Source organism: Paeniglutamicibacter cryotolerans, assembly GCF_014190875.1.
Taxonomy (GTDB): Bacteria; Actinomycetota; Actinomycetes; order Actinomycetales; family Micrococcaceae; genus Paeniglutamicibacter; species Paeniglutamicibacter cryotolerans.
This window is the reverse complement of the sequence record NZ_JACHVS010000001.1, coordinates 219,185-239,159: the sequence shown is the minus strand read 5'-3', so window position 1 is coordinate 239,159 and position 19,975 is coordinate 219,185. Positions and strand designations below refer to the sequence as shown.

Genomic DNA, 19,975 nt, shown 5'->3' with positions numbered 1-19,975 from the left:
CCCTGCCGAAAAAACGCTGGTAGAGTTTTTTCTCGTTGCCCCCCTAGCTCAGTGGTAGAGCGCGTTCTTGGTAAGAACGAGGTCACCGGATCGATTCCGGTGGGGGGCTCTGAATGGACTAGCCCGCGTCTGAGTCGGCTCGCAAGAGTGCATGGCGTAGACGCGGGCTTTCCCATTCGTGGCGGCTTAGCTCAGCTGGTTAGAGCGCACGACTCATAATCGTGAGGTCCCGGGATCGAGTCCCGGAGCCGCTACAGATTGATCCCCGCCTCCCTCGTGGAGGCGGGGATTTTTCATATCCAGGGATGCCGGCGGGGCGGCGGACAGGGCCTGGGCGGCTTGGTTTAAGGGTGGCGCGAGACGCCGGAAAATGCTGGTAGAGTATTTACTCGTTGCCCCCCTAGCTCAGTGGTAGAGCGCGTTCTTGGTAAGAACGAGGTCACCGGATCGATTCCGGTGGGGGGCTCTGAATGGACTAGCCCGCGTCTGAGTCGGCTCGCAAGAGTGCATGGCGTAGACGCGGGCTTTCCCATTCGTGGCGGCTTAGCTCAGCTGGTTAGAGCGCACGACTCATAATCGTGAGGTCCCGGGATCGAGTCCCGGAGCCGCTACAGATTGATCCCCGTCTCCCTCGTGGAGGCGGGGATTTTTTGTGGCATCCTGACCTGCGCCCGGCGCGGGCCCTGGCCAGCCCGCGCCGGGCGCAGGGTGGCCGAAGACAGCTGGTACCGGCCCCAGGCTCACGGTGGGCATCGGACGGCGATGAATGCGCAGCTTCGTCCGCCCGCCACGCTGGAAAGCTCCTACTTCGTGTCCCTGGATTGGCCGGAGAGCGGTTCCGAAACAGCCGGCGAGATCTCCGATGTCCGGACCTCGCGAACGCCACCGGGATGTTCGTTGAAGTCTGCGTCGACGGATTCTCGCAAAGGGTGGACGGCCGGGTGGCAGGTAGCTGCGGCCCGAACCCGATCAGGTCCGGTGGCAATCGCAACCAGGCCGCGGTGTTCACGGTGGAGCTGACCAGCGGCGCAGCCCGGGCGGGCCTTGCGGGGGTTCCCCGGCAGGCACCTAACTAGTGAGCTTTACAAGGCCCTGAGCCGGCCATGGCAACAATATCCGGCCAAGCCCGCCAGCCCGGGGAACCAGGGCCGGGCAATGCGCGACTCAGGCGGTGGGTGTCGTCTCGTCATGCACGTCGGTCTTGCGGCGCAGCGAAACCGCACCGCTGAAGTAGGTCACCACCCGGTCGATGCCGAGCCCCAGAACCATGGCGACGGCGATGGCGACGACCATGCCCAGCAGGTGGTGTTCCTTGAACCAGCTTCCGGCAACAATGCCCACCATGACCGAGTAGACGGCCCAGGCGAGGGCCGAACAGGAGGTCAGGAACGCAAAGCGGCGGTGCGGGTACTTCGTGGCACCGGCCACCAGATTGACCGCCACGCGTCCGATCGGCACGAACCGGGCGACCAGGATCAGCGATACCGGACGTTTCCTCAGCTCGACGCCGGCCCATTCGAATCCGCGTTGCAGGCGCGGACGGCGCATCCAGGCAAAGCGGTCGGTACCGATGGAACGGCCGATCACGTAGGCCACGTTGTCGCCCACGAAGGCGCCGAGTGCTGCAACGCCGCCGAGCAGCCACGGGTTGGGCACCCCATGCGACATGATGAGCGACGCCAGCGAGACGACTACCGATTCACTGGGGATCGGCGGGAAGAAGCCGTCGATGGCGCAGCAGAGGAAGACCAGCAAGTAGACGAAGGGGTTGTCGGCCGCGTCGATGATGAATGTGCTGATGGCCGCCATGAGTGCCGAGAACTGCTCCATATCGGCTCCTTTCGTCATGCACGGCGGGACACCGGGCAATTGCTTCACCGGTCGTCGGATCAATCCAATCTGCTCCAAGAATGTCAGTTTGCCGGGCCACGGCCAAAAACCCCCTCCCTCGGGTGGTTCTGCGACGAGTAGCCCGGCGGCCGAAAACCGGGCGAAGCGGCCCCGGATGTCCTGCGCCGGAAGGGGTTTTCCCGATAGGGTGTTCTAAAAGCCGGGCTCCGAACGGACCTGCCGGGATCTGTCGGCATGGCCAGCAGATGACGAGGGGGGATTGATCTTCCGCCGACGAATCGAATGAACCTGAAAGGACAAATCGAATGCCAATGGGGGACCTCAACGAAGAATTCCCGACGCGGGCGTCGCTTCGCCAAGCCCGAAGGGACGAGGAAGCCCGACGCAAGACCGCTGCCACACAGGGTGCCCCGGGTTCCCCTGCCGGTGATGAATTCGATGCGGTGCCGGAAACTTCCCCCATGGCAGAACCGGCCACCCAGGCCGTTCCGCAGGTCGACGCCCCGTCGCAGACGCCAGCGGATATCCGCAAGGCACATGGCAGGCACACCGGGCAGCTACCCGTGGTTTCCGGACCGGCGGCAGCGAAGCCGACCGCCGCCAAACCCGTACCCACGGCTCCCAAGCCCCTGGCCCCGGGCGCCTTCAAGCCCTCGGGCCAGGCTGCGGTTCCAACTGCCGACGCCACTGCGGCCACAGCCGGCAAGGGAAAATCCAACGTGAAATCGGCGTCGAGTCCGGCCAAGCCGGCGTCGGTGAAACCATCGGACGTTGCCAAGCCAGCACTCAAGCCCATCCCAGCCCCGCATCCGGACGGGAAGCCGACCACTGCCGTTCCCGCCGCCAAGACCCCCGGAAAGCCCGCGCGGTCTGCCCTGTCGCCGGCCAGATCCACGACGAAGCCGGCAGCACCCGCCAAGGAGGCCGCCAAGCCGAAGCCTGCGGTCACGGCGAAGCCGGGAGCTGATCCGAAACCGTCAGAGGCCGCAAAAGCGTTAGTCACAGCCAAGCCGGGCGAGAATCGGAAACCCGTGGTCACGGCCAAGCCCACCGCCGTCCCGAAGCCCGTCGCCACGGTAAAGCCCGCGGCTGTAGCCCCTGGTGCAAAAACGGCAAAGCCCAGCGAGCCCATGGTTCAGGCTCGGCCGGATACGACCAAGGCGGCCGACCCTGCGACCGGATTGACCCGCCCGGCGGGTACCTCGGCCACCACTGCACCCGCAGCGGTGGCAGAGCCGGGTTCGGCGGGTGCACGCCAAGTGAAGAACGATGACTTGACGACGTCCGAGGGTCGCCGACAAGCCCTGCGCGAGCTGGTTCCGGGACCGGGGGAGCGCGATACCTTCCTGCGCCCCGAGGACGAACCGACGTTCCGTCCCGAACGCGGTTTCCGTGGCTTCCTGGCCCGGATGGGATTCTCGATCGATCCGTCGGCCGAGGAGCTCGAGGAGCGTGCCTGGCGCCGTGCCATTGGTACGCGGTCGGCCTCGCCCAAGACGATTTCCGTGGTCAACGGCAAGGGCGGGGCAAATAAGACGCCCACCGCCGTCCTGCTGGCAGCGGCCTTCGGTCGTAATAGCGGGGACCCGATCCTGGTCTGGGACAACAATGGAACCCGTGGCACCCTGGGCTGGCGCACCGCCCGGGCCGGCCACGATGCCCACTCCATGGACCTGCTCGCCGCCGCCCCGCGGCTGGTCAAGGCCATGGCCGGGGAGCAGGTGATCAACGACTTCGTGCACTACCAGCCGGAAGACCGCTACAGCGTGCTGCGCACCGATCCCACGCTGCTGGCCTCCGAACAGCTGGTGACGGCCAAGGACTTCGACGTGCTCCATGACGCCGTCACCCGATTCTTCCAGCTCGTCGTGGTGGATTCGGGCAACGATGAATCAGCCGAGCGCTGGATGCGCATGATTGACCACACCGATCAGCTGGTCATCGCCAGCACCACTGTGGAGGAGCACGCCGAAGCGGGTGCCCTGCTGCTTGAGGCGCTGGCCAAACGCGGTGGGCATTACGCCGATCTTGCCCGCAACGCCGTGGTGATCATCAGCCAGCACCAGCCCCAGGGCAGGACCGATCAGCTGGACCGGATAGTGCATGGTTTCCGCCGGTTGGCCCGCGACGTGGTCACCGTTCCCTACGATGCCGCACTGGTCAAGGGCCAGATCCGCTTCGAGGGCCTGCGTCCCGCAACACGCCGCAGCTGGCTTCATGCCGCAGCGGCGGTGGCGGGTGCCCTGAACCACCAGCAGTGACCGGGGCGCTGAACTGCCACGGCATTTCGTGGCCCGCCAGCGACGGGACAGCGGCGCTGGCGCTGCGCACCGCCGCGGGCGATGACCGGCGGATCGCACTCGAGCCCGGGACGCGGCTGGGCTTCAGGGTACTGCCCGGACGCTGGTGCCTGGGCCATGTCCTGGTCCACGGGGTGGGGGAGCGCACTTCCGTGCCCTGTCCCGAAGCGAACCAGGTGGCGTACGGAACCCAATGCGCGCTGTGCCTCTCGAAGGACCAGTCCCGGGCGATGCACGACTTCCACCGGTCGGGAATCGCCTCACCGGGACTACGGGCCTATCTTGCCCAGCCGCATTGGCTCTACGTGGCGACGTTCGCCCACGGTGTGTCCAAGGTCGGTACGGCGGCTCAGGGCAGCAAATGGCGGCGCCTGGCCGAACAGGGCGCGGTCGCCGCGCAGTACGTGGCGCTGGCCCCCGACGGCGCCATAGTGCGCCGGCTCGAGGACAGGGTCAGTGAACGGTTCGGCATGGTCCAGGGAGTGCGGGCCAAGGCCAAGACGGCCGGGCTGCTTGGATACCTGCCCCAAGGGTCCGGCGCCGACTCGAATCATCCGGCGCGGCTCAACCAGATCGCGGTTCAGCTGGTTGCCGCACTGCTGGACCAGCTTTACCGCGCCGGTGAACTGGACTTCCGGCCGGTCGCCGAGTCCTGGGTGCATCCGGCGCTGGCCGATCCGATCCTGGAGCTGCTGGGCAGCGGTGAAATGCAGCCCTACCCGTGGGAAGCGGATCATGGACGCCATGGGTTCACCGTCTGTGCCGTGCTGGGACAGGGCCTGCTGGTACGGCTGGACGGATCTGACCTGCCCTTTCTGCTTGATGCGGCCGCACTGAAGGGGCGCCGGGTGGAGCCGGGGGATTTCTCCACGCGGATCCCGGTGCTGCAGGAATCCCTCTTCTGAACCCGGGGGCCCGCGGCTGAACTAGAATTGTTGGCATGACGAATACCCCCTGGCATGCGGCCTCCAGCCTGTACAAGAAACTGGCCATTGGCTCCATGATCATTTCGGGCACCGGCATCGTGCTGGCCCTGGTTGCCGTGAACATGCGCATCCACCCGCTGACGTACGTCGCCATCGCCATCATCGTCGTCGGCCTGCTGACGCACGTGTCGGGGCTCGTGGTCCGCACCCGCGACGCCAAGGCCTACCGCGTTGCCCAGGGCCTGATGCCCGCCCCGAAACCGCGCAAGAAGGCGGCCAAGGAATCCTAACGGTTTCGCCGGCCCCGCCCCACGACCGAACGCAGCAACAGTAGAGGACACGATGAGCATCAATCCCGCCCTGCAGGGGCGCGTCTACCCACCCGAGGCACCGTACCTGGTGGGCCGGGAAAAGATCAGCGAATTCGCCGCGGCCGTCAAGGCCACGCACCGCGCACACTTCGACCCGGCGGCCGCCGCCGAGCTCGGCCACGCCGACGTCGTGGCGCCGCCGACCTTCGCGATCATCGTCGCGCAGAAGGCCGACGCCCGGCTGATCCTGGACCCCGAGTCCGGGATCGACTTCTCCCGCGTGGTCCACGCCGACCAGCGCTTCACCCACCACCGCCCGATCGTGGCCGGGGACGAGCTGCTCGCCGAGCTGCACGTCGATACGGTCAGGGCCATGGGCGGCGGAGCCATGCTCACCACCCGCGCAGAAATTACGCTCATCACCGGGGAGCGCGTGGCCACCACCGTTTCCTCGCTGCTCGTCCGCGGAGAGGACCAGTAATGCCCGCCATCGATTTCGGCACACTCGAGGTGGGGGCGCCCATCGGCGCCTCCAGCGTCCGTGTGAACCGCGCGGACCTCATCCGCTACGCCGGTGCCTCCGGCGACTTCAACCCGATCCACTGGAACGAGCGCTTCGCGCTCGAGGTCGGGCTGCCCGGCGTCATCGCCCACGGCATGTTCACCATGGGTGCCGCCGTCCAGCTGGTCACCGACTGGGCCGGGGATCCGGGAGCCGTCATCGACTACCAGTCCCGCTTTACCAAGCCAGTTCTCGTCGAGGACCCGGCGGGCTCGAACCCGGGCGACTTCGAAGGCACGGAGATAGTGCTTGAGGGCAAGATCGGCGCGCTGGATGCCGAGGCCCGCACGGCGCGAGTCGACATCACCGTCAGCGTCGGGGGCCAGAAGGTCCTGATGAAGTCCCAGGCAGTGGTCCGGTTCTGAAAACCGATTCCGGGACCTTGGCCTGGCGCAACGGCGTCATAGCGGGGTACCTCGCGTCGGGCCTGGTCATCTCCACCCTGGTCTCCAGACTCCCCGCGATCCGGGACGGGCTCGGCCTGAGCCACGGCGAGGTAGGCCTGCTGCTGTTGTGCATGTCGGCGGGCTCCTTCCTCTCCGTCTCGCTCTCTGGCTTAGTGGTGCTGCGGCTCGGCTCCAAACGCACCATCCTGGCCGGCGCCACACTGACCGCGCTGGCGATGGCCCTGATCGGGTTCTTCTCCAGCGTCGTCGGCTCAGTGGCGCTCACCGGTGTTGCCCTGTTCCTCCAGGGCAGCGGCACCGCCTGCTGGAACGTCGCGTCGAACGTCCAGGGCGCGGCGATGGAGCGCGGGCTCGGCCGGAACATCATGCCGGTGCTGCATGGCTTCTTCAGTGTCGGCACCGTCGTGGGAGCGGCCATCGGCGTGCTCTTCTCCTGGATCCATCTGCCCGTGGCCTGGCACTTCGTGCTGCTGGCCGCCATCGTGCTGATCCTGATCCACGGTGGCGGCCGCTCCTACCGGCCCGACACCCGGCACACCGGTGTCGGCGGCAACCGCTCGCTGCTCTCCGCCGCCTGGCGCGAGCCGCGCACCGTGTTGCTGGGCATCATGGTGCTGGGCATGGCCCTGGCAGAAGGAGCAGCCGGGGACTGGGTGGCGCTGGCCCTGACCGACGGCTACGGCACGGCAAACTCCATCGGAGCCGTGGGATATGGCATCTTCGTCACGGCGATGACCGTCGCCCGACTACTCGGCGGGAGGGTCCTGGCCCGCTTCGGCCGGGTCGCCGTGATGCGCGGCAGCGCCGTTCTGGCCCTGGCCGGGGTGGTGCTCTTCGTCTACGGACACTCGGTGCAGATGGCCATGGCGGCCCTGGTGCTGTGGGGCCTGGGCGTCGCGCTGACCTTCCCCGTAGCCATGTCGGCGGCCTCCGACGAACCGATCCGGGCGGCGGCCCGCGTCTCGGTGGTCTCGACCATCGGCTACGGGGCGTTCCTCGGCGGGCCCCCGCTGCTGGGACTGCTGGCCGACCGGGTCGGACTGCTCAACGCATTGCTGGCCATCTGCGTGCTCGTGGTGGCCTCCTTCGCCCTGGCCGGCGCCACTGCGGCCCGGCCCGCACCCTCGATCATGAACACCGATAAGGACCAGGTACCCGAACAGTGAGTACAGTGCTGCTTTCCCAGATGACCACCACCGGCGTGGGCGGCCCGGCCGGTACAGTGCTCGAGGCGGCGACCGAGGAGGAAATCCTCTCCGTCGTGCGATCCAACGATGCGTTGGGCACCGACCTGCTGATCATCGCTGGCGGCTCCAACCTGGTCGTCTCCGACGACGGATTTCCCGGCACGGTGCTGCGGCTGACCGGCACTGGCATCGAGATCGGCGGGGCGCTTCCCGGAGGCAGGGTCCTGCTCACCGTGGAGGCCGGCCACCCGTGGGACGACTTCGTGGCCCGCTCCATCGAGGCCGGGTTCGGCGGGCTCGCCGCGCTCTCTGGCATCCCCGGCTCCACCGGTGCGACCCCGGTGCAGAACGTGGGCGCCTATGGAGCCGACGTGTCGCAGAGCATCGTCTCGGTGCGCTGCTGGGACCGCCGCGACGAAAACCTCGTCGAATTCACCAACGCCGAGCTGGAATTCGGCTACCGCGATTCGCTGCTCAAGGCCAACACCGACAACGGCTCCCCGCGCTACGTGGTGCTGAAGGTGACCTTCGGGCTGATGCCGGGCACGGAATCCTCACCGATCGCCTATGCCGAGCTGGCCCGTTCCCTGGGCATCGAGCAGGGCGACGCGGCCGAGGCCCGCGCCGTGCGCGAGAAGGTGCTGTCGCTGCGCTCCGGCAAGGGCATGGTGCTGGATCCCGCTGACCGGGACACGTATTCGACCGGTTCCTTCTTCACCAACCCGATAGTGCCCGAGGCGCTGCTGGAGAAGCTGCCGCAAGACGCTCCGCGCTTCCCCTCCGGCCAAGAGGGACACCTGAAGCTCTCCGCCGCCTGGCTGATCGACCGGGCCGGCTTCTCCAAGGGCTATGGCCTGCCCGGTACGGCAGGGGAGTCCATCGCCGGGGGACGGGCCGCGTTGTCCTCCAAGCACACGCTGGCCATCACCAACCGCGGGGGTGCCAGCGCCCAGGACGTGCTGGCCATTGCCCGGGCAGTGCGTGCCGGCGTGCTGGAGGCCTTCGGCATCGAACTGCACAACGAGCCGCTGTTGATCGGCTGCTCCCTTGGCTAGCCTCTAGCCCATGGACCCCGTGCTGAAGCGAACGGAGCAGACCGGGCACGATGCGGTGGCCCGGCTGCGGCTGCGTGCTCAGGGGCTGCTGCCGGATCCGGGAAACCCTCCCGATCCGGCTGCCGTGGTGCGCCGGCTGGGCATGATGCAGGCCCAGGATCTGGCCCAGGCGTTCTGGGCGCTGGGGGTGAGGATTCCGGGCAGCACGGCCGGCACCGTGCGGGCGGCTTTGGACCGGGGACTGGTGGTGCGAACCTGGGGCGCCCGCGGCACGCTGATGCTGCTGGCCCCCGAGACCGTCCGGCCGCTGCTGTCCATCACGGCACCGCGCATGCGCGCGCAAAGTGCTGCCACCCACCGGCGCGAGAACATCACCGAAGCCGAGCTGGCTGCCCTGCTGCCGTTGGCGCTGGCGGCCTGCGCCCCGGCAGGGGCAAGCCGGGCCCGGCTCATGGAGGTCTTCGCGGAGGCCGGCCACGACGTCGCTGCCCAACGCGGATACCACCTGCTGGTGGCGTTGTGCCTGTCCGGGGAGCTCGTCCAGGGACCGATGGAACCGGGATCGAACACCCGCCAACTATTTGTCGGTTCCTCAACGTGGCTGCCGCGGGGCACCTCGGTGGCGGACAACCGGGCTCCCGATGCCTTGCCGGGATGGGGGCTGCTGTATTTCCAGGGCCACGGCCCGGCGACGGTGGCCGATTGCGCCTGGTGGCTGGGACTTCCGCTGACCCCGGTCCGGGCGGCACTTGCCACGCTCGAGGGACAGCTGGGCGAGCGGGTGCTGGACGGCCAGCGCTACCTGTTCGATCCGGGATCCGAGGACGCATGGGAGGAACCGCCCGGTGGCGACAGCGTCTTGGTGCTGCCGGGGTTCGACGAGTTCCTGCTCGGCTACAAGGACCGCACGGCCACCCTCCCGACGGAGCACGCCGATGCCGTGACACCCGGCGGCAACGGGGTCTTCCGCCGCACGCTCACCGTCGGAGGGCAGACCATCGGAACCTGTCAGCCCCCGGCCGGCCGCGTTCAGGACGGAGCGGTGTTGCCCTTTGCCCGGCACCCGTCGGCGCGGCTGGAACGGCTGGCGCTGGCCCGGATCCGCGCGTACGGGACGTTCCGCGACAGCTAACTACCTGCCGGGCAGGTTTCGCGACCCGTCACCCTTGTCCGCCGGGAGCCTTCGGCGCACGATGGTGAACGTACGGTAGGACGATCACGCGGGCACAGCGGAGGACTGATGGTTGATTCCCCGGCAGGAGGGGTGGGTCATGGTGCGGGCGGGCCGGAACGTGCTCCACGCGCGGTCCCGGCCCGCAGCTGGCTGGGCGTGGCGTTCGCGCTGGCCATCGTGGCAACGGCGGCCCTGCTGTTCCTGCCGTTCTACGGCGGCGTCAGCGTTTCAAGCAACGGCGGGCAAAGCACTGAAACAGCCACGCTGCTCCAGGAAAACTCCCCCGTCGTGCTGATCGTGTTGGCCGTGCCGCTGCTCCTGACGCTTCTTCCCCTCTGCCCGCCGCCGAAGTCCCGGCGGATCGTGGCCGTGACCTGCCTCGTCGTTCTGGCTGCCTTCGTCCTTGTTTCCTTGCTGACGATCGGTCGGTTCTACCTCCCGGCCCTCGTCGTATCGCTGGTTTCCGTGCTTCCCCGGCCCGGTCGGCCGAAGGGGCCACCGGATCCGGCCGGGAGATGAGCTCTGGACCGCCGGTGGCACCAGTGGCGGAGCCGTCGACGGCGACCGGTTTCAGCAGTTCAGGTGGCCGAGTCCGGATCCGTGGCAGCGATGTGCCCAGGGTCGCTGGAGGAGGGGACCCGTTGCCCGAAGGCGTGGTATTCGGCCATGTAGTGGTGCAGGAATGCCGCTGTGGATGCGTTCTCCCGCTCTCCGTCCGTGCCATTTGCTGCCCGGTCGAAGGTGATGTGGGCCTCGGGCCCGGTGAGTTGCGGAGCGTCCGGGAAGCTCAGTACGCTGCGCATGGACGATTGCATGGACGATTGCATGGCGGTCGTGCCGATGCCTCCGGGCGAGGCACCGATGATGCCTGTGGGCTTGCGGGCGAAAGAATTGGTGCTCAGGGGCGTGAACCCCATCCGATGGCGTTCTTCAGCGCGACGGGGATGGAGCGGTTGTATTCGGGGGAGATGATCAGGATGCCGTCGGAGGCTTCGATGGCTGCCTTCGGGTGGGCTTCGTCGACGGCGGTGCAGATGGAGGTGTCACGGTCATAGACACGGATCTTGGAGAGGTCGCGGGAGTCGTAGCGGATGGTGATGGTGTGCCCGACAAATGGTGCCAGAGTGGTAGCCAGGAAGCGCTGGCCCTGGAAGTGGATGCCCTCGCGTTGCACGACGCGGTTCTTCGAAACGGTGAGCAGACGCCCGTCGAGTTCCCCGAGGGTTTCGGGCATGCGCGGTAGCCGTCCGTCAGCGACCCACGCGTCCCGGGGTGGGATGCCCAGCTCGCCATGGGTGCGGTCGTTGTAGGTAGTGATGAATGCGCCGATCTCGCGGTCGAGGCCCGGAAGATCGAGGGCCGGCTGCGGGGTGCGGCTTCCGGGGCCGAGGTGTCCGGGTAGCGCAGCGAGCACTTCGGTGTTGATGGTGCCGAAGAAGCGCTCAATCTTACCCCGGCCCTGAGGGCGGCCCACGATGGAATGGATGATCCGGACGTACAGTTCGACGGCGGTGCGCTCGAGATGGTGGCTGGTGGGTCGTGGGCCCCTGATGCATAGCCAGCCCAAGGTGATCCGGCTTCGGCGGCAATCTTGGTGGTGCTGGTGTGGTGGTAGGCCAGCGCTTGGGCGAGGACAGGCGCCGGGTTCTGGAGCGCAAGGTGTCGTATTGGGGAGGTTCATCCGCGTTGGGGCGGGATGTCGATTTTGTGCAAGAAGCCGCGGATGGTGGCCGGGTGAGGGGGCCCTCCGGCGCGTTGTCCCGGGGAATCCCCCACGTTGCCAATGGACGGTTCCAGACCCTCGATTGTCAGTGCTTCGGTGTAGCGGGTTGACGTGTAATGCGACCCTGCATCGAATGATGGATGAGTCCCCGGGCAATAGGCCGGTTGGCGTGGTTCCGGCGCCATAACGTCATTTTGAGGGGTTGCTCCACGAGCTCGGTGACGTGTGTAGCTGTAGCCCTAGCCGGGAATTTTATTCGTGTTCATGATGAGCTCCAAGCCTGTCCGAACAGCCACCACCACGACGTGCTGAAAAGCCCATGGCGTCAAAGGTGCGCGTTGAATCACTGTCAATGGGGTGATGGTGGTCCCAGATCGCCCCTGTTACGATGTTGGCAGATTCACCTTGCGGGACCCGGATTTGGGGTTGCGTACCGATTCATTCTGGCGTTCTTGCGCCGGGGGAGAAGGATCGTCATGGGCACCAGCATGAATAGCGGATTGACCGATGCATTGATCAAGACCCGAAGATTTTTTACCAACAAGGAAGTTGTGTCCCCCGATGGGCGCACCCTGCTCAAGGTCGGCGGGCGTACCGGGGACGCGTTCTATCGCGATCGCTGGAGCCACGACAAGGTGGTCCGCTCCACCCATGGGGTGAACTGCACGGGCTCCTGCTCGTGGAACGTGTACGTCAAGGACGGCATCATCACCTGGGAAACTCAGGCCGTCGATTACCCCACCACAGGTCCCGACAAGCCCGAATACGAGCCGCGCGGCTGTCCGCGTGGTGCTTCCTTCTCCTGGTACACCTACTCGCCGACCCGGACCCGTTATCCGTACATCCGCGGGGTCTTGCTGGAGATGTACCGGGAAGCCAAATCCCGGCTGAAGGATCCGGTGCTGGCTTGGGCGGATGTCACCGAGGACCCGGAACGGGCCGCGAGGTACAAACAGGCCCGCGGCAAGGGCGGACTTGTGCGCGCATCCTGGGACGAGGCGGTCGAGATCGTCGCCGCCGCGCATGTGCACACCATTCGCAAATGGGGGCCGGACCGGGTGGCAGGGTTCTCGCCGATCCCCGCCATGTCGATGGTCTCCCACGCTTCCGGGGCCCGTTTCGTGAACCTGATCGGCGGCTCGATGCTGAGCTTCTACGACTGGTATGCCGACATGCCGATCGCCTCCCCGCAGGTTTTCGGCGACCAGACGGATGTGCCCGAATCGGGGGACTGGTGGGATGCCGGCTACCTCATGATGTGGGGCTCCAACGTTCCGGTGACCCGGACCCCTGACGCACACTGGATGACCGAGGCTCGTTACCGTGGGCAAAAAGTGGTCGTGGTGTCTCCCGACTTTGCCGACAGCACCAAGTTCGCCGATGAATGGCTGGCCGCCGAGCCGGGCACCGACGGCGCCCTGGCGATGGCCATGGGACATGTGATCCTCAAGGAATTCCATGTCGAACGCCAGACCCCTTACTTCACCGGGTACGTGAAGAAGTACACCGACCTGCCGTTCTTGGTCATCCTGGACGAAGCGCGGGACGCGGACGGGGAACGCACCTTCACCGCCGGAAAATTCCTCACCGCCGAGGACCTGACCACGGAAATTGCCTTTGAAGAGGAGAATGCGGCCTTCAAGGCGGTGCTCGTGGATGCGGCGACCGACTCCCTGGTGGTGCCCCCGGGCACCCTGGGCCACCGCTACGGCGAATCGGGGGTGGGCAAGTGGAACCTGGATCTAGGGGAAATCGACCCGAGGCTCACGCTGTTCGATCATGCCGATGAAAACGTGAGTGTGGACATGCCGCGCTTCGACGCCGGCCAGGGCAACATCGGGGTCATTCGCCGCGGGGTTCCGGCACGCCGGGTCGCCGGACGTTGGGTGACCACCGTCTACGACTTGCTGCTCGCCCAATACGGAGTGGGGCGCCCCGGACTTCCGGGGCGGTGGCCTACCGGATACGACGACGCCGACTCCCCATACACCCCGGCCTGGCAGGAAAGAATCACCGGTGTCAAGGCCGCTTCGGCGGAGAAGATCGGTCGGGAATTCGCGCAGAACGCCGAAGATTCCAAGGGCCGTTCCATGATCCTGATGGGCGCCGGAACCAACCACTGGTTCCACTCGGACACCATCTACCGCACGTTTTTGACCCTGACCACGGTCACCGGGTGCCAAGGGGTGAACGGTGGCGGCTGGGCGCACTATGTGGGCCAGGAAAAGGTCCGTCCGTTGACCGGTTACACCCAGCTGGCCAATGGCCTGGATTGGATGCGCCCGCCGCGAAACATGGTGCAGACTGCCTATTGGTACCTGCACACCGACCAGTTCCGTTACGACCAGTTCGGTGCGGACGCGCTCACCGCCCGGACAGGCAAGGGCCAGCTGGCGGGCAAGACGATGGCCGATGTCATCGCACAATCCGCGCGGCTGGGCTGGATGCCCTCCTATCCCACCTTTGACCGCAACCCTCTGGTAATCGGCGCGCAAGCCCGCGAGAAGGGGCAAACTGCCAAGGACTACGTGGTCGAGGAACTCAAGGCAGGGAAACTGAATTTCGCCGCGGAGGACCCCGACGCGCCGGAGAACTTTCCCCGGGTGCTTTCGCTGTGGCGCTCGAACCTGATCGGTTCCTCGGCCAAGGGAAACGAGTACTTCCTGAATCACTTGCTGGGGGCCTCGCACACCATCACCGCGAAGGAAACCACCGAACGTTTCAGACCCAAGGACGTGAAATGGCATGAGAAGGCGCCGATCGGCAAACTTGATTTGCTGACGACGCTGGATTTTCGGATGACCAGTTCGACCCTGCACTCGGATATCGTGCTGCCGGCAGCGACCTGGTATGAGAAATACGATCTGTCTACCACTGACATGCACCCCTTCGTGAACTCCTTCAACCCCGCCATTTCCCCGCCTTGGCTCGCGCGCACGGACTGGGATGCGTGGCAGGAGATCGCCAGGGTCTTCAGCAAACTTGCAGAACGCCACCTGGGCACGCAGACCGACGTGGTTGCCGCGCCGCTGACCCATGACACCCCCGACGCGATGGCTGCTCCGCACGGAAAGGTACGGGACTGGAAGTACGGCGAATGCGAGCCCGAGCCGGGGGTGACCATGCCGAAGATCATCGAGGTCGAGCGGGACTACACCGCGATCGGAGAGAAGATGCGCTCGGTGGGTCCCCTGCTGGACACCCTGGGGGCCACCACCAAGGGCGTCACCTTTGACTTGGGCCCGGAGATCGAGGAGCTGAAAAAGAAGAACGGGGTTGTCCGCGGTGGCACGGCCCACGGGCGTCCGGACATCCTGAAGGACTTCCAGGCTTGCGAGATGATCCTGATGCTCTCGGGCACCACTAACGGGCGCCTGGCGACCGAGGGCTTCAAGACGCTGGAGAAACGCACCGGCACCAAGCTGCACGATTTGGCTTCGGAGCACGAGGGCAAGCGCATCACCTTTGCCGACACCCAGCGTGGGCCGGTGCCGGTGATCACCTCCCCGGAGTGGTCCGGCTCCGAATCCGGGGGACGGCGGTATTCCCCGTTCACCATCAATGTCGAGCGGCTCAAGCCGTGGCACACGCTCACCGGGCGGATGCATTTCTACCTGGACCACGACTGGATGACCGAGCTGGGCGAGTCCCTTCCAACCTTCCGCCCGCCGCTGGACATGACGGCGCTGTTCGACGAACCGGCCATCGGTTCCACATCATCCACGGGAATCACAGTGCGGTACCTGACGCCGCACAACAAATGGTCCATCCACTCCGAGTACCAGGACAACCTGTTCATGCTCTCGCTGTTCCGGGGCGGGCCGGGGATCTGGATGAGCCCGATCGATGCGCAGAAGATCGGGGTGAAGGACAACGAGTGGATCGAGGCGGTCAACCGCAACGGCACCGTCACCGCCCGGGCCATCGTCTCCCACCGGATGCCCGAGGGAACCGTCTACATGTACCACTCCCAGGACCGGCTGATCGACATGCCCCTGTCGGAGACCAGCGGCCAGCGCGGCGGCAACCACAACTCGCTGACCCGGCTGATGATCAAGCCCACGCACATGATCGGCGGCTACGCCCAACAAACCTACGCCTTCAATTACATGGGGCCCACGGGAAACCAACGCGACGAAGTCACAGTGATCCGCCGCCGCAACCAGAAGGTGGAGTACTGATGCGTGTCATGTCACAGATGGCCATGGTGATGAACTTGGACAAGTGCATCGGCTGCCACACCTGTTCGGTCACCTGCAAGCAGGTCTGGACCAACAGGTCCGGGGCCGAGCACGTCTGGTTCAACAACGTGGAAACCCGGCCCGGACAGGGATACCCGCGCACCTACGAGGACCAGGAGAAGTGGAAAGGAGGTTGGACGCTGACCAAGCGCGGCCGGATCAAGCTCAAGGCAGGCGGACGGCTGAAGAACCTCATGACCATCTTCGCGGCCCCCAACCTGCCGGGCATCAAGGACTACTACGAACCATGGACCTACGACTACGACAACCTGACCACCGCCCCTGCCCAAAAGCACATGCCGGTGGCACGGCCCAAGTCGCTGCTCACCGGTCAGGACACCAAGATCACCTGGTCCTCGAACTGGGACGACGACCTGGCCGGGTCAACCCAGAACACGCACAACGACCCGATCCTCAAGCAGATCGGGGACAAGATCAAGTTCGAATACGAACAAACCTTCATGTTCTACCTGCCGCGCATCTGTGAGCACTGCCTGAACCCCTCCTGCGTTTCCTCCTGCCCTACCGGGGCCATCTACAAGCGCGAGGAGGACGGAATCGTACTGGTGGACCAGGACCGCTGCCGCGGCTGGCGCCAGTGCGTGGGCGGCTGCCCGTACAAGAAGATGTATTTCAACCACAAGACCGGCAAGGTCGAGAAATGCACCTTCTGCTACCCGCGCATCGAGATCGGCCAGCCCACCATCTGCTCGGAGACCTGCGTGGGGCGCCTGCGCTACCTCGGGCTGATGCTCTACGACGCTGACAAGGTATTGGAGGCAGCATCCACCACCGACGAACACGGACTCTACGAGGCCCAGCGCGACGTGTTCCTAGATCCGCGGGACCCGGAAGTCGTTCGCGAGGCGAAGCTGGCCGGTATTCCGGATGACTGGGTGGATGCTGCCCAGCGCTCTCCGATTTGGGCGTTGATCAATGAATACAAGGTGGCCCTGCCGCTGCACCCCGAGTACCGCACCATGCCGATGGTCTGGTACATTCCGCCGCTCTCCCCGGTGGTGGATGCGGTCAGCGATACCGGGGAAGATGCGGAGCGCAAGGAAAACCTGTTTGCGGCCATCGATCAGCTTCGGATCCCGATCGAGTACCTGGCAGGACTCTTCACCGCGGGTGACACGGTGCCGGTGGACAATGTCCTGCACAAGCTTGCCGCCATGCGCTCCTACATGCGTGACATCAACATGGGATGGGAACCCAACGAATCCATCGCCGAATCGGTGGGGATGACCGGGCAACAGATCCAGGACATGTACCGGCTGCTGGCCATCGCCAAGTACGAGGAACGCTACGTGATCCCGGCGGCCCATTATGAGGACGCCCACAAGCTGGAGAACATCGCCACCGACTGCTCGTTGAATGTCGATGGCGGACCTGGCATGGGCGGCATGGATGATTCCTTCAGTGAAAACCCCGGGGCCGCGGGACCGGATGTCCCGGGCCGCCCCGAAGGGGTGCGCATCAACCTGCTGAACTGGGACGGCCAGGGCATCCCCACCGGGCTGTTCCCCGATCCTCCACCTGCCCGGGGAACCAACCCGTGACGCCCAAGGTGCCGTCCCTGAAGTATTCCCCGGACGAAATCACCGCGGTCTGGCAGTGCGCATCCGTCCTGCTGGACTACCCCGACGAGCTGCTGCTTTCTCGCCTGGATATGCTCAACGAGGTCGCCGCGAGCCTGCCGGCCAAGATCGGGACGGGCCTGCTGGAAACGATCGAGTACCTGCGGAGGCCAACAGTGAGTGCGACGCAGAGCGAATACGTTGACACCTTCGATACACGCCGGCGCGGCTGCCTGTTCCTGACGTACTTTTCAAATGGCGAGACCAGGAAAAGGGGGCTGGCGTTGCTGCGCATCAAGCAGGTCTACGCCAGGGCAGGGCTGAACCTGGCTGAGGAACAGCTGCCAGACCATTTGTGTGTGGTTCTGGAGTTCGGTGCCCTGACCGATGCGCGGGCCGGCCTGAAAATGATCCTGGACAACCGGGCGGGCCTGGAGCTTTTGCGGATCCACCTGCGGGAGGCGGACTCGGGGTGGTCGGGGGCCCTTGAATCGGTCTGCGCGACCCTTCCGCCGCTGAAGGGCAATGATCACGAAGTCGTGGCGCGGCTGATTGCCGAAGGGCCCGAAGAGGAGCAGGTCGGCCTGAACACCTACGGAATGCCTGATGTGGCACCGATGCCGGGAGGCGTGTGATGGATGTTTTCTTGTGGCTGATTTTCCCCTACATCTGCTTGACGATCTTTGTCCTGGGGCACATCTGGCGATACCGCTATGACAAGTTCGGATGGACGTCGCGCTCGAGCCAGATGTATGAGAGCAGCATCCTGCGGTGGGCCAACCCGATGTTCCACTTCGGCATTCTGGCCGTCTTCCTCGGGCACGTGATGGGCCTCGGTATTCCCAAGTCCTGGACGGACGCCATGGGCGTTTCGGATGGAATGTACCACTTCATGGCGATCTCGGTGGGCGCCGTTGCCGGGGTCTTCACCATTGTTGGATTCTTCGGGCTGCTCTACCGGCGCCGCTTCACCAAGGCGGTGATGGGGGCAACCACGGTGATGGACAAGATCATGTACCTCGTGCTTGGCATTGTGATCCTGGGCGGGCTGGTGAACACCGCCTCCGGAGTGGCTGGGGACTACAACTACCGGGAAGGGGTCTCGGTCTGGTTCCGCAGCATCTTCTACTTCAACCCGCAGCCGGAGTTGATGGTCGGTGCCCCGTTGAGTTTCCAGTTCCACGCGATTGCCGCCATCACCTTGTTTGCGCTGTGGCCCTTCACCCGCTTGGTGCACGTGTTCACGGCGCCCGTGGGATACCTCTTCCGCCCGTATGTCCTGTACCGCAGCAGGGACGCCCACGAGGGATCGCGGGCACACCGGCGTGGGTGGGACAAGGTCGATACGATCCCCCGTCGCCGAAAATGAAGACCAAGCGAACAGCATTTTGCCCTCGGGGTCAGGCCGGCTGTTTCTTGGATGGGAAGCCTTGGGCGCGGAAGGTCCCCTTGCCGCGTTGTTGGTAGCTTCCTTATGGCCGGTGATCCGGCTGCGTTTCACGGAGATTTCGGCGGTGGCGAAGCCATGTGATTGCTGCAAGGGCCATGGCGAGGGCCGACGCAAGCCAGGCGAGCAGCGCCACCCAAATGATGATCTGGCCAAGGACCACCATGAAGTCCAGCCCCTGCCCCCTGCCAAAGAGCATGCTGGCGCTGGCATACATGCCAAGCGGGAAAACGATGCTCCATAGGCTAATTTCATAGCGCAACGGCCGGTGCCGCAGCACGTGCCGCCAGATCCCGAAGAGAAGCAACAGCGGGATCCACCACAGGCCAAGGGCCCACAAGATGTAGCTGACTCCGGCCACGACCGGCGCCGCCGTTTCCAGGATGGGCATCTCGGCGGGAAGCCGCAATATCTGCGATCCGGCCAGTACGGAGATGGCCGTGGCACCCATGTAGATCCAGTAGGTGGGGCTCAGCGACGCTGGATCCACAGAATGGGTGAGCAACCGTATCGTGACAAGTGTGGCCACGATCAAGTAGAGCATCACACCCACACCCCACAGGCCGACGGCAGCAGCCCCCATCAGGGCCGATCCGCCCAACCGGGAAGTCATGGCTGCGGCCACGGCAACGGACTGGGTTCCCACGACCCACAGAAACCAGCTGCCGTTGATTTCCGCGATGATGGGTTTTTTGCGCTCCGCGACCAGCAGTTCCGTGGGCAGCGTGTAGTTGAGCACCACCCACATGATGGCACCCAAGACGGCCATCGCCATGGCCGTCTTGGTCCATCCGTGCATTTCGAAACGCGTGCCTAGCACATTGGCGGCCGCGACGATCGTGAAAAAACCAAAAGCACGGCCGGGACTGCGGACATCGCGCATCACCAGACCGAACGTCCCGACTAATCGAAGTAGGGTCGCGACGGCTAGCGCCATGCCGCCGAGAATGGCAACGATGAAAAGTATCAGCGCCGGCAACGGTGCACCGTAGAGGTCCAGGCCGGTCGAGACTATTCCAGTGGCCATCACAAAGGAAAAGGAAGCCGGTGGCAGGTTGGCGATCAGCCCCTCCGATGATTTTTCCACACCGGGGAACGGGGCGTTGGTGGGATTAAGCTGTCCTTCGCTGGAATCGTCCGAGGGCTGCATGGTCAGTTGTAAGGCAACGGACGGATGGAAGCGATTGGTTGCACAGGTCTCAGGCCCGTGT

At 65.4% G+C, this 19,975-nt stretch carries 15 protein-coding genes, 4 tRNA genes and 1 pseudogene; 17 read left to right on the top strand and 3 right to left on the bottom strand.

The genetic code is table 11. The features are described from left to right. Positions 1–37 precede the first annotated feature (37 nt). The 4 genes from E9229_RS01195 to E9229_RS01180 all read left to right on the top strand — a co-directional run bounded on the left by E9229_RS01195 (position 38) and on the right by E9229_RS01180 (position 611). A tRNA-Thr gene (locus E9229_RS01195) sits at positions 38–109 on the top strand. Between the two features lie 71 nt (positions 110–180). Beyond that, positions 181–254, top strand: a tRNA-Met gene (locus tag E9229_RS01190). A 140-nt stretch (positions 255–394) separates the two neighbouring features. Then, positions 395–466, top strand: a tRNA-Thr gene (locus E9229_RS01185). 71 nt (positions 467–537) lie between these two features. Continuing rightward, a tRNA-Met gene (locus tag E9229_RS01180) sits at positions 538–611 on the top strand. Between the two features lie 553 nt (positions 612–1,164). Here the strand turns inward: E9229_RS01180 and E9229_RS01175 are convergent. Then, positions 1,165–1,809 (bottom strand): DedA family protein, encoded by a 645-nt coding sequence (locus E9229_RS01175; RefSeq protein WP_183511800.1) that lies wholly within the window; start codon positions 1,807–1,809, stop codon positions 1,165–1,167. A 347-nt stretch (positions 1,810–2,156) separates the two neighbouring features. Between E9229_RS01175 and E9229_RS19615 the strand changes: the two genes are divergently transcribed. The 9 genes from E9229_RS19615 (at position 2,157) to E9229_RS01130 (ending at position 10,292) form a co-directional block, all read left to right on the top strand. Beyond that, complete coding sequence (locus E9229_RS19615) at positions 2,157–4,112, top strand: hypothetical protein (protein ID WP_183509413.1); 1,956 nt, start codon at positions 2,157–2,159, stop codon at positions 4,110–4,112. Then, positions 4,109–5,056: a DUF2797 domain-containing protein gene (locus E9229_RS01165; protein ID WP_183509411.1), complete on the top strand. Its 948-nt coding sequence runs from the start codon at positions 4,109–4,111 to the stop codon at positions 5,054–5,056. Before E9229_RS19615 ends, E9229_RS01165 begins: the two co-directional genes overlap by 4 nt. Before the next feature lie 35 nt (positions 5,057–5,091). Beyond that, complete coding sequence (locus tag E9229_RS01160) at positions 5,092–5,367, top strand: hypothetical protein (protein WP_183509410.1); 276 nt, start codon at positions 5,092–5,094, stop codon at positions 5,365–5,367. A 52-nt stretch (positions 5,368–5,419) separates the two neighbouring features. Next, positions 5,420–5,869 (top strand): FAS1-like dehydratase domain-containing protein, encoded by a 450-nt coding sequence (locus tag E9229_RS01155; protein WP_183509408.1) that lies wholly within the window; start codon positions 5,420–5,422, stop codon positions 5,867–5,869. After that, a complete protein-coding gene (locus E9229_RS01150; protein ID WP_183509406.1) occupies positions 5,869–6,315 on the top strand; it encodes a MaoC family dehydratase in 447 nt (148 codons plus the stop codon). Before E9229_RS01155 ends, E9229_RS01150 begins: the two co-directional genes overlap by 1 nt. Before the next feature lie 17 nt (positions 6,316–6,332). Then, positions 6,333–7,523 (top strand): MFS transporter, encoded by a 1,191-nt coding sequence (locus E9229_RS01145; protein WP_246380300.1) that lies wholly within the window; start codon positions 6,333–6,335, stop codon positions 7,521–7,523. Then, positions 7,520–8,599, top strand: a complete 1,080-nt coding sequence (locus E9229_RS01140) for a UDP-N-acetylmuramate dehydrogenase (protein ID WP_183509405.1) — start codon at positions 7,520–7,522, stop codon at positions 8,597–8,599. Before E9229_RS01145 ends, E9229_RS01140 begins: the two co-directional genes overlap by 4 nt. 19 nt (positions 8,600–8,618) lie before the next feature. Then, positions 8,619–9,731: a winged helix DNA-binding domain-containing protein gene (locus E9229_RS01135; protein WP_183509404.1), complete on the top strand. Its 1,113-nt coding sequence runs from the start codon at positions 8,619–8,621 to the stop codon at positions 9,729–9,731. Positions 9,732–9,839: 108 nt separating this feature from the next. Beyond that, entirely contained in the window at positions 9,840–10,292 is a 453-nt protein-coding gene (locus E9229_RS01130; protein ID WP_183509402.1) for a hypothetical protein, read from the top strand. Positions 10,293–10,351: 59 nt separating this feature from the next. On the opposite strand, the pseudogene E9229_RS01125 reads toward E9229_RS01130, so the two are convergent. Next, a pseudogene (locus tag E9229_RS01125) lies at positions 10,352–11,007 on the bottom strand (NADPH-dependent FMN reductase). Positions 11,008–11,972: 965 nt separating this feature from the next. Here E9229_RS01125 and E9229_RS01120 point away from each other — a divergent pair. Genes E9229_RS01120 through narI form a run of 4 tightly spaced genes read left to right on the top strand, consistent with a single transcriptional unit; the run spans position 11,973 to position 18,686 of the window. After that, positions 11,973–15,677, top strand: coding sequence for a nitrate reductase subunit alpha (locus E9229_RS01120; RefSeq protein WP_183509400.1), 3,705 nt, complete (start codon positions 11,973–11,975; stop codon positions 15,675–15,677). After that, complete coding sequence (gene narH, locus E9229_RS01115) at positions 15,677–17,299, top strand: nitrate reductase subunit beta (protein ID WP_183509399.1); 1,623 nt, start codon at positions 15,677–15,679, stop codon at positions 17,297–17,299. The genes E9229_RS01120 and narH overlap by 1 nt, the downstream gene beginning before the upstream one ends. Beyond that, on the top strand, positions 17,296–17,952 hold the full coding sequence (gene narJ / locus E9229_RS01110; RefSeq protein WP_183509398.1) for a nitrate reductase molybdenum cofactor assembly chaperone: 657 nt from the start codon (positions 17,296–17,298) through the stop codon (positions 17,950–17,952). Before narH ends, narJ begins: the two co-directional genes overlap by 4 nt. Then, positions 17,952–18,686 carry a respiratory nitrate reductase subunit gamma gene (narI, locus tag E9229_RS01105; RefSeq protein WP_183509397.1) on the top strand — a complete coding sequence of 245 codons (735 nt, stop codon included), beginning with the start codon at positions 17,952–17,954 and terminating at the stop codon, positions 18,684–18,686. Before narJ ends, narI begins: the two co-directional genes overlap by 1 nt. A 103-nt stretch (positions 18,687–18,789) precedes the next feature. Here narI and E9229_RS01100 read toward each other — a convergent pair whose 3' ends face one another. Then, positions 18,790–19,914 carry a tellurite resistance/C4-dicarboxylate transporter family protein gene (locus tag E9229_RS01100; protein ID WP_183509395.1) on the bottom strand — a complete coding sequence of 375 codons (1,125 nt, stop codon included), beginning with the start codon at positions 19,912–19,914 and terminating at the stop codon, positions 18,790–18,792. Positions 19,915–19,975: the final 61 nt, after the last annotated feature.